General features: G+C 67.8%; 8 protein-coding genes. All 8 read left to right on the top strand.

Going from position 1 to position 9,672, the window contains the following annotated elements; genetic code table 11:
* Window positions 1-250 precede the first annotated feature (250 nt).
* Window positions 251-658 carry a DUF3040 domain-containing protein gene (locus CSQ99_RS27870; protein WP_099042232.1) on the top strand — a complete coding sequence of 136 codons (408 nt, stop codon included), beginning with the start codon at window positions 251-253 and terminating at the stop codon, window positions 656-658.
* A 295-nt stretch (window positions 659-953) separates the two neighbouring features.
* Window positions 954-1,385 carry a division/cell wall cluster transcriptional repressor MraZ gene (gene mraZ / locus CSQ99_RS27865; RefSeq protein ID WP_006240863.1) on the top strand — a complete coding sequence of 144 codons (432 nt, stop codon included), beginning with the start codon at window positions 954-956 and terminating at the stop codon, window positions 1,383-1,385.
* Window positions 1,360-2,526 (top strand): 16S rRNA (cytosine(1402)-N(4))-methyltransferase RsmH, encoded by a 1,167-nt coding sequence (gene rsmH / locus CSQ99_RS27860; protein WP_245909127.1) that lies wholly within the window; start codon window positions 1,360-1,362, stop codon window positions 2,524-2,526. Before mraZ ends, rsmH begins: the two co-directional genes overlap by 26 nt.
* Complete coding sequence (gene ftsL, locus CSQ99_RS27855; protein WP_099042230.1) at window positions 2,523-3,581, top strand: cell division protein FtsL; 1,059 nt, start codon at window positions 2,523-2,525, stop codon at window positions 3,579-3,581. Before rsmH ends, ftsL begins: the two co-directional genes overlap by 4 nt.
* Window positions 3,578-5,494 carry a peptidoglycan D,D-transpeptidase FtsI family protein gene (locus CSQ99_RS27850; protein ID WP_099042229.1) on the top strand — a complete coding sequence of 639 codons (1,917 nt, stop codon included), beginning with the start codon at window positions 3,578-3,580 and terminating at the stop codon, window positions 5,492-5,494. The genes ftsL and CSQ99_RS27850 overlap by 4 nt, the downstream gene beginning before the upstream one ends.
* A 42-nt stretch (window positions 5,495-5,536) precedes the next feature.
* Window positions 5,537-7,075, top strand: coding sequence for a UDP-N-acetylmuramoyl-L-alanyl-D-glutamate--2,6-diaminopimelate ligase (locus CSQ99_RS27845; RefSeq protein ID WP_099042228.1), 1,539 nt, complete (start codon window positions 5,537-5,539; stop codon window positions 7,073-7,075).
* Window positions 7,072-8,595: a UDP-N-acetylmuramoyl-tripeptide--D-alanyl-D-alanine ligase gene (locus CSQ99_RS27840; protein WP_099042235.1), complete on the top strand. Its 1,524-nt coding sequence runs from the start codon at window positions 7,072-7,074 to the stop codon at window positions 8,593-8,595. The genes CSQ99_RS27845 and CSQ99_RS27840 overlap by 4 nt, the downstream gene beginning before the upstream one ends.
* A complete protein-coding gene (mraY, locus tag CSQ99_RS27835; RefSeq protein WP_099042227.1) occupies window positions 8,592-9,671 on the top strand; it encodes a phospho-N-acetylmuramoyl-pentapeptide-transferase in 1,080 nt (359 codons plus the stop codon). Before CSQ99_RS27840 ends, mraY begins: the two co-directional genes overlap by 4 nt.
* Window position 9,672 lies beyond the last annotated feature (1 nt).

Genomic DNA, 9,672 nt, shown 5'->3' with positions numbered 1-9,672 from the left:
TCGTTACCTGCCGCCTCGCAGCCATATCGATCTTGCCTTCCACATCGGGCAAGCCTTCTAGACCACGCGCTCAAAATAGGTGAGGCACCACCACCGGCCACGCGCTCAAAGTAGGTGAGGCACGTCGCTAGGTGGTACGGCTCAGATTGACCTCGTATCATGACTGTTAGGCGTCCGTGAATGCGGGCGGACATCAGTTTGAACGATTGAGACCGGTCGCATCGGCTCCAGGGCCCCGAGGGAGGGACGAATGCCACTCTCCGATCATGAGCAGCGCATGCTCGATCAGATCGAGAGCGCGCTCTATGCCGAGGACCCGAAGTTCGCTTCGAGCGTCCGCGGCGGCACGCTGCGCGCGCCATCTACCCGGCGTCGACTGCAGGGTGCAGCGCTTTTCGTGATCGGGCTGGCGATGCTGGTGGCGGGTATCGCGATCCCGGCCACTCGGATCGGAGACTTCGCGGTCCTGTCCGTGGTCGGATTCATCGTGATGTTCGGCGGCGTCGTCTTCGCGATCACCGGCCCGCGAGTGGCAGGCGGCCGTGACCGTTCGGCCACCGACCAGGTGGGGCAGCAGCGGCAGAAGAAGGCCAAGGGCTCCGGCGGTTCGTTCACCAGCCGCATGGAGGACCGGTTCCGCCGCCGTTTCGACGAGTAGAACCGCACCGACCTCAGGGGTAGCCCAACCGGGCTACCCCTTTTTTGTGCGCGCGGCCCCGAATCGCCGGCCGCCCCACAGCGCCCCACTTCATCGCTGCAGTCCTTCTAGCTGGGGTTTTATTCTCGCCGAACTGACCTGGAATCCGGACAGTGCTGTTGTTTATCGGTGATTGCCCTGATAGGTGGGGGCGCGCGGACAAAACTTGCTAACAAATGGAGTGTGGTGGGGGATTGTGGGGTAAAGTGGCGAGCAACGGGGAATCCGGATCCCCGGAGTGGCAGGAGGTGGCGGGATGTTTCTCGGCACCTACACGCCGAAGCTCGACGACAAAGGGCGGCTCACACTGCCCGCCAAGTTCCGCGACGCACTGGCAGGAGGGTTGATGGTCACCAAAGGCCAAGATCACAGCCTTGCCGTCTATCCGCGTGCGGAGTTCGAAAAGCTGGCACGACGGGCGTCGCAGGCATCGCGGAGCAATCCGGAGGCTCGCGCGTTTCTGCGAAATCTCGCCGCGGCCACTGACGAACAGCACCCCGACACACAAGGCCGGATCACGCTGTCGGCCGATCATCGCCGCTACGCCAACCTCTCGAAGGACTGCGTGGTGATCGGATCGGTCGACTACCTGGAAATCTGGGATTCGGCGGCGTGGCAGGAATACCAGCAGTCCCACGAAGAGAACTTCTCCGCGGCCACAGATGAAGCTCTGCACGACATCATTTGAGGGTGCCGCTGATGCGGGACTCGACCGGCTCGTTGCCTGTGCATCGTGGCCTCTGTCCGAATCGGCCCTGGCGTACTTCCCCGACGCCAGGTCCGCGACCTCGGACAGGGACCTCGATGCAGGGGCCCGCACCGGAGGCCTGGAGGGATCCACAGCGATGCCTGACCACATTCCCGTGCTGCTCGACCGCTGCGTCGAACTCTTGGCCCCAGCCCTGACCCGCAACGATTCCGATGGCAGCGGGGCAGTGCTCCTCGACGCCACCCTCGGCGCCGGCGGGCACTCCGAGCGGTTCCTCACCGAATTTCCCGGCTTGCGGCTGATCGGCCTGGATCGCGATCCCAATGCCCTCTGGATCGCAGGTGAGCGCTTGTCCAGATTCGGCGATCGCGTGCTGCTGGTACGTACCCGCTACGACGGGATCGAAGGAGCGCTCGCGCAAACCGGTTACTGGGCACGCGAAGACGACCCAGGCTTTGTCCAAGGCATCCTCTTCGATCTCGGCGTGTCCTCGATGCAACTCGACCGCACCGAGCGCGGCTTCTCCTACGCGTCGGACGCGCCCCTGGATATGAGGATGGATCCCGACGCGCCACTCACCGCGGCCGACGTCCTCAACACTTACGACGAGCGAGCGCTGGCACGCCTGCTGCGTGAGTTCGGTGAGGAGCGGTTCGCCAGCCGTATCGCGTCACAGATCGCCCGCAGGCGTGCCAGTCGGCCGTTCACGACCACCGCGGAGCTGGTTGAGCTGCTGTACCAGGCGATTCCAGCACCAGCCCGCCGGACCGGCGGTCATCCGGCCAAGCGGACATTCCAGGCGTTGCGCATCGCCGTCAACGGCGAGCTGGACTCGCTACGGGACGCGGTGCCCGCAGCGCTCGAGGCGCTGACCCCCGGCGGCCGGATTGTGGTGATGGCTTACCAGTCTTTGGAGGACCGCATCGTAAAGAACCAGTTCGCCGCGGCCACCGCCTCCAAGACGCCACCCGGGCTTCCGGTCGAATTACCCGGGCACGAACCCGAATTCGTCGCCTTGACCCGTGGCGCCGAGCGCGCCGGGGCCGAGGAGATCGCATTGAACCCGCGTAGCGCATCTGTGCGGCTACGGGCGCTGGAGAAGGTGGGGGAGCCACGATGAGGGCCAAACAGAGCAAGCAGGCAAAGCAGGCCAAGCAGATCAAACGGCCGGCACCGTCACGCGGGCACGACGAGCGCCGACGCAATCCCCGAAACGGTGGTCGCCCGAGTGAAGCACCGTCGCGGCGCAAGCCCACCCCCGACCAGCGTCCGCGACGGTCAGCGCCACAGAGCAATCCGACTCCGCGGCCAACGAGCGCTCCCGCTAGGCCGAAGAACTCGAGCCAGGCCAAGGCGCGAGCCAAGGCACGTAAAGCCAAGGCACCCAAGGTCGTACGGCCTCCGCTACGTGAGCGCGTAATCGTCAAACTGGCATCGATCGACCTGCGTCCTCGCGCGTTGATCGCCAGGGTGCCGTTCGTCGTGCTGGTCATCGGATCGCTTGGCGCAGGTCTGGGGACGACCCTGTGGTTGTCGACCGACGCCGCTGAGCGGTCTTACCAACTCGGCATCGCCCGTGAGACGAATCAGGCTCTGCTGCAACAGAAGGAAGCTCTAGAACGTGACGTCCTAGAGGCGCAGGCCGCGCCCGCGTTGGCCGAGGCGGCGCGCGGACTCGGCATGATTCCGTCCCGCGACACCGCACACCTCGTGCAGGACCCCACCGGCAACTGGATCGTGGTCGGCACCCCCAAACCCGCCGAAGGTGTCCCGCCGCCCCCGCTGAACTCGCCGCTGCCCGAGGAGACGCCGCCCCCACCACCGCGGGCACCGGCAGCGCGAGTTACGGATCCGCGTGAGCTGACCGTGCGTGTTCCGCAGCGACCTGTGCTGACACCGGCGCCTGGCGCCAGCCAGCCGCTACCGGGTGCAGGCCAGCCGGTGCCGGTCCTGCCCGCCGTTCCGCCGGTGGCCGCGCCCGGCGCCGAGGTGCCGCACGCCGCCGGCGCCACGCTGCCCGCGCTGGGGCCGATGCCGGCCACCCCGGCCGCACCGTCGGCACCCGTGCTGCAACAGCCGCTCCAGGTGCCGCCCGCCGGCGCGGCACCTCAGGTGCCCGGCCAGGCGGCGCTGCCCGGACCGGCGGCCGCGCCAGTACCAGGCGCCCCGGCATGAGCCGCGGCAAGGGTCCCGCGGCCGGCAGATCGAAGTCGCGCCGCGCCGTGAAGACGCAGGAACGGTCGGCACGGTCTCGTCGCACCCGAACACCGGCATCCGACGGCGGTCTGCGCAGCGCATCGTTCGTATTTCGGCACCGCGTCGGCAACGCCGCCATCTTTCTGGTGCTGATCGTCGCCGCGGCGCAGTTGTTCAACCTCCAGGTGCCGCGTGCCGAGGGCCTGCGCGCCGAAGCGGCGAGCCAGCTCAAGGTCACCGATGTCGATCAGGCGGTACGCGGTTCGATCGTCGACCGCGACAACGACAAGTTGGCGTTCACCATCGAAGCGCGCGCCCTGACGTTCCAGCCGGTCAAGGTACGCAAGCAACTGGATGAGGCGCTGGCGAAGTCGCCGGAGGCGCCGGATCCGGCGGCCAGGATGCGCGATATCGCCGCCGAGGTCGCCCTGCGACTGAACAACAAGCCCAATGCCGCCACGGTGATGAAGAAGCTCAAGAGCAACGAGTCATTCGTCTACCTCGCCCGCGCGGTCGACCCGGCCATCGCCGACGCCATCACCTCCAAATTCCCCGAGGTCGGTTCGGAGCGGCAGGATCTGCGCCAGTACCCGGGCGGATCGCTGGCGGCCAACATCGTCGGCGGAATCGACTGGGACGGCCACGGCCTGCTGGGCATGGAGGACTCGCTGGACGCCGTCCTGGCCGGGTCTGACGGTTCGGTCACCTACGACCGCGGCTCCGACGGTGTCGTGATCCCGGGGAGCTATCGGAACCGCCACGATGCGGTCGACGGGTCGACCGTGATGCTGACCCTCGACGACGACATCCAGTTCTACGTGCAGCAGCAAGTGCAGCAGGCCAAGGACCTGTCCGGTGCGAAGAACGCGTCAGCCGTGGTGCTGGACGCCAAAACCGGTGAGGTGCTTGCGATGGCGAACGACAACACCTTCGATCCGAGCCAGGACATCGGGCGCCAGGATCACCGGCAGCTGGGCAACCCCGCGGTGTCCTCGCCGTTCGAACCCGGCTCGGTCAACAAGATCATCACCGCCGCGTCCGTGATCGAGTACGGACTTTCCAACCCCGACGAGGTACTGCAGGTGCCTGGCTCGATCCACATGGGTGGCGTCACCGTCGGCGATGCCTGGGAACACGGCACCATGCCGTACACGACCACCGGCATCTTCGGGAAGTCCTCCAACGTCGGCACGCTGATGCTGGCCCAGCGCCTGGGGCCGGAGCGCTACGCCGAGATGGTCCGCAAGTTCGGCCTCGGTCAGCGCACCGGTGTCGGACTGCCGGGCGAGAGCGCGGGCCTGGTCCCGCCGATAGATCAGTGGTCGGGTAGCACGTTCTCCAACTTGCCTATCGGGCAAGGCCTTTCGATGTCACTGCTCCAGATGACGGGCATGTACCAGGCGATCGCCAACGACGGTGTGCGCATTCCGCCGCGCATCCTCAAATCCACTATCGCTCCCGACGGCACCCGCACCGACGAACCCCGGCCGGAAGGGGTACGCGTGGTTTCCGCGCAGACCGCGCAGACCGTGCGGCAGATGCTGCGGGCGACGCTGCAACGCGATCCGATGGGCGTACAACAGGGCACCGGATCGCAGGGTGCCGTCGAGGGCTATCAGCTCTCCGGCAAAACGGGAACCGCCCAGCAGATCAACCCGGGGTGCGGCTGCTACTACGACGACGTCTACTGGATCACCTTCGCCGGCATCGCCACGACGGACGATCCGCGCTATGTCATCGGCGTCATGATGGACAACCCGCACCGGACCGCCGACGGGCAGCCAGGGACGACGGCGGCACCGTTGTTCCACAACATCGCCGCCTGGTTGCTCCAGCGGGAGAACGTGCCGCTCTCACCAGAAGGCCCGCCGCTGACGCTGCAGGCCACCTGAGCTGAGGTAGCCCCGGTAGCAGGCCGGTACTGTGTCATCGCGATGAATCTGCGTCCCAGCCACCCTGTCGGAAGCGCGCTCGGACTGCTTGCCGAGCAGGTCGCGGCGGTGCCCGCGCACGGTGTCCGGGTTCCCGACGTCCAGATCACCGGGGTGACGCTGCGCAGTCGGGACGTGGTGGCCTCCGACCTGTTCGCCGCCCTGCCGGGCGCCTCGTCGCACGGCGCCCGCCACGCTGCCGAGGCCGTTTCACGCGGGGCCGCCGCGATCCTCACCGACGCCGCCGGACTCGCCGAGATCGGCAGCGACATCGATATCGACGTCCCGGTCCTCATTCACCCGGGTCCGCGATCGGTGCTTGGCGAGGTGGCCGCCACGGTCTACGGACATCCGTCGGAAAAGCTACGCGTCATCGGCGTCACCGGGACATCGGGCAAGACGACCACCACCTATCTCGTCGAGGCCGGCCTGCGCTCGGCCGACCGGAAGCCGGGGCTCGTCGGCACCGTCGGCATCCGCATCGACGGCCGCGATCAGCCCAGCGCACTGACGACGCCGGAAGCTCCCGATCTGCAGGCGCTGCTCGCCGTGATGGTCGAACAGGGTGTCGACACCGTGGTCATGGAGGTGTCGAGCCATGCGCTGACCCTGGGACGCGTCGACGGGGTGCGGTTCGCGGTCGGCGGGTTCACCAATCTGTCCAGGGACCATCTGGACTTTCATCAGACGATGCAGGACTACTTCGACGCCAAGGCGCAACTGTTCGACCCCGAATCCGCAACGCATGCAAGCATTTCAGTGGTATGCGTCGACGACGATGCGGGCCGCGCGATCGCTGCTCTCGCGCACCGCCCGGTGTCGGTGAGCGCTACCGGGCAGGACGCCGATTGGCGGGTCGAAGATGTGCGCATACTCGGTGCTGGCTCCGGCGGCGCCCAGGAATTCGCTGCCGTCGATCCGGCGGGCGTGCACCACGGGCTGAGCATCGGCTTGCCGGGCCGCTACAACGTGGCGAACTGTCTGCTCGCGGTGGCTCTGCTGGACGCCGTCGGGGTGTCGCCGGAACAGGCGGCGCACGGTCTGCGCACGGCGAGTGTGCCTGGGCGCCTGGAAACCGTCGACCGCGGGCAGCCGTTCCTCGCGCTGGTCGACTACGCGCACAAGCCCGGCGCTTTGGAAGCGGTGCTGCAGACGCTGCGTGAACAGGGCACCGGGCGGCTGGCCGTGGTGTTCGGCGCCGGCGGCAATCGGGACGCGGGTAAGCGCGAACCGATGGGCCGGGTGGCAGCTGAACTGGCCGACCTCGTCGTGATCACCGACGACAACCCGCGGGACGAGGAGCCCGCGCAGATCCGTGCTGCGATCGTCGCTGGGACCGCGGCGGGCCGCGCCGAAGTCGTCGAGCTCGGCGACCGTCGCGAGGCCATCGACTACGCGGTCGCCTGGGCACAACCCGGTGACGTTGTGCTCGTCGCGGGTAAAGGCCACGAGCCGGGACAAACCAGCCACGGCGTGACCCGGCCGTTCGACGACCGCGATGAGCTCACCAAAGCGCTCGAGGCGTGGGGACACCGCACGTGATCGACCTGACCATCGCCGAGATCGCCCGCATTGTCGGTGGGCGACTTGCCGACATCAGCCCCGAACAGGCGGCCGTCACCAGGGTCACCGGCACTGTCGAGTTCGACTCGCGGGCCGCAGGACCGGGCGGGTTGTTCCTTGCGCTGCCCGGCGCCCGCTCCGACGGACACGATTTCGCCGCCGCCGCGGTCGAACAAGGAGCGGTCGCGGTGCTGGCCGCTCGGCCCGTCGGAGTGCCCGCGATCGTCGTCGAACCCGCTGTCCGGCCGACGGGCGAGGAAACCGCCAGCGTGCTCGAACACGACAGCGACGGCTCTGGTGCGGCGGTGCTGGCCGCACTGGCACGGCTGGCTGCAGCCGTCGCCGCGAAGCTGGTGGACGGCGGGCTGACGATCATCGGCGTCACCGGCTCTTCGGGTAAGACCTCGACCAAGGATCTGCTGGCGGCGGTGCTCACGCCGCTCGGTGAGGTCATCGCACCGCCGGGCTCGTTCAACAATGAGCTCGGCCATCCATGGACGGTGCTGCGGGCAACCGAGGCCACCGACTATCTGGTGCTCGAGATGTCCGCACGGCACCGCGGCAACATCGCGGCTCTGGCGGCAATCGCGCCGCCCTCGATCGCGGTGGTGCTCAATGTGGGCACCGCCCACCTCGGCGAGTTCGGATCCCGGGAGGCGATCGCGGCGACGAAAGCCGAACTGCCCCAGGCTGTTCCATCGTCGGGTGCGGTGGTGCTCAACGTCGACGACGCGGTGGTGGCCGCGATGGCCGAGACGACCGCGGCGCGCGTCGTGCGGGTGTCCAGGTCAGCAGAAGCAGACATCTGGGCGGACGCGGTGGCGCTCGATGAGCTGGCCCGGCCGCGGTTCACACTGCACGCCGGCGGCCAACAGGTCGGCGTGACGCTGGCGGTGCACGGCGACCATCAGGTGTCCAACGCGCTGTGCGCGGCCGCCGTCGCGCTGGAATGCGGCGCGACGCTCGAGCAGGTGGCCGCTGCGCTTGCCGCGGCGGGCCCGGCGTCGCGACACCGTATGCAGGTCGCCACCCGCCCCGACGGTGTCACGATCGTCAACGACGCCTACAACGCCAACCCCGACTCGATGCGTGCCGGGCTCAAGGCGCTCGCCTGGATGGCGCGCGGGGCAGGCGTGGGCCCACACCCGGCGGGTAGGGGAGGACGTCGCAGCTGGGCGGTTTTGGGCGAGATGGCCGAACTCGGTGACGACGCGATATCGGAGCATGACAACATCGGCCGGTTGGCCGTGCGATTAGATGTGTCACGACTGATCGTCATTGGAACCGGGAGGGCTATGAGCGCCATGCACCACGGCGCGGTGATGGAGGGGTCGTGGGGCTCTGAGGCCACCATGGTCGACGACGCTGACGCCGCGCTGGCTGTGCTCCGGTCCGAGCTGCGAGCCGGCGACGTGGTGCTGGTGAAAGGCTCCAACTCCGCTGGGCTGGGCGCACTCGCCGATGTCCTGATCGCCGATGGTGGGGACCCCACCCCATGAGGCAGATCCTCATCGCCGTCGGAATCGCACTGACGGTCTCGATCCTGCTGACCCCGGTGCTGATCCGGCTGTTCACCAAGCAGGGCTTCGGTCACGAGATCCGCGAGGACGGTCCGCCGAGCCATCACAAGAAGCGCGGCACACCGTCGATGGGCGGTGTGGCCATCGTCGCGGGCATCTGGGCCTCCTACCTCGGCACCCACCTGGTGGGTGTGGTGATCGACGGCAAGGGCCCGTCGGCTTCGGGCCTGCTCGTACTCGGGCTGGCGACCGCGCTGGGCTTGGTCGGCTTCACCGACGACCTGATAAAGATCCGCCGGTCTCGCAACCTGGGCCTGAACAAGACGGCCAAGACCGTCGGCATTCTCTGTGCCGCGGTGATATTCGGTGTGCTCGCGCTGCAGTTCCGCAACTCCGACGGACTCACGCCGGGCAGCCCGGATCTGTCGTACGTCCGCGAGATCGCCACCGTCACACTGCCACCGGCGCTGTTCATCTTGTTCTGCGTGACGATGATCTACGCGTGGTCCAACGCGGTGAACTTCACCGACGGTCTGGACGGGCTGGCCGCCGGCGCAATGGCGATGGTGTGCGCGGCCTATGTGTTGATCACCTTCTGGCAGTTCCGCAACGCGTGCGCGATCAGTCCCGGCCTGGGCTGCTACAACGTGCGCGACCCGCTGGACCTCGCGATCATCGCCGCGGCGACAGCAGGCGCCTGCATCGGGTTCCTGTGGTGGAATGCCGCGCCGGCGAAGATCTTCATGGGCGACACCGGGTCGCTCGCGCTGGGCGGAATCATCGCCGGGCTGTCGGTGACCAGTCGGACCGAGATGCTCGCGGTTGTGCTCGGCGCGCTGTTCGTCGCCGAGGTCACCTCGGTCGTCGTGCAGATATTGGCGTTCCGTACGACCGGGCGCCGGGTGTTCCGCATGGCGCCGTTCCATCACCACTTCGAATTGGTGGGATGGGCCGAAACCACGGTGATCATCCGCTTCTGGCTGTTGACCGCGATCGCCTGCGGGCTCGGTGTCGCACTGTTCTACAGCGAGTGGTTCACGACCGTCGGTACCTGAC

This window comes from Mycobacterium neglectum (assembly GCF_002591975.1).
GTDB classification, from domain to species: Bacteria; Actinomycetota; Actinomycetes; order Mycobacteriales; family Mycobacteriaceae; genus Mycobacterium; species Mycobacterium neglectum.
The sequence above is the reverse complement of the archived record's forward strand: the minus strand, read 5'-3'. Positions and strand labels throughout refer to the sequence as shown.

Bases quoted from the DNA above. Each gene is read 5' to 3' on its own strand.
- ftsL (WP_099042230.1), top strand. From the start codon at position 2,523: ATGAGGGCCAAACAGAGCAAGCAGGCAAAGCAGGCCAAGCAGATCAAA.
- rsmH (WP_245909127.1), top strand. From the start codon at position 1,360: ATGAAGCTCTGCACGACATCATTTGAGGGTGCCGCTGATGCGGGACTC.
- mraY (WP_099042227.1), top strand. From the start codon at position 8,592: ATGAGGCAGATCCTCATCGCCGTCGGAATCGCACTGACGGTCTCGATC.
- CSQ99_RS27845 (WP_099042228.1), top strand. From the start codon at position 5,537: ATGAATCTGCGTCCCAGCCACCCTGTCGGAAGCGCGCTCGGACTGCTT.
- mraZ (WP_006240863.1), top strand. From the start codon at position 954: ATGTTTCTCGGCACCTACACGCCGAAGCTCGACGACAAAGGGCGGCTC.
- CSQ99_RS27850 (WP_099042229.1), top strand. From the start codon at position 3,578: ATGAGCCGCGGCAAGGGTCCCGCGGCCGGCAGATCGAAGTCGCGCCGC.
- CSQ99_RS27870 (WP_099042232.1), top strand. From the start codon at position 251: ATGCCACTCTCCGATCATGAGCAGCGCATGCTCGATCAGATCGAGAGC.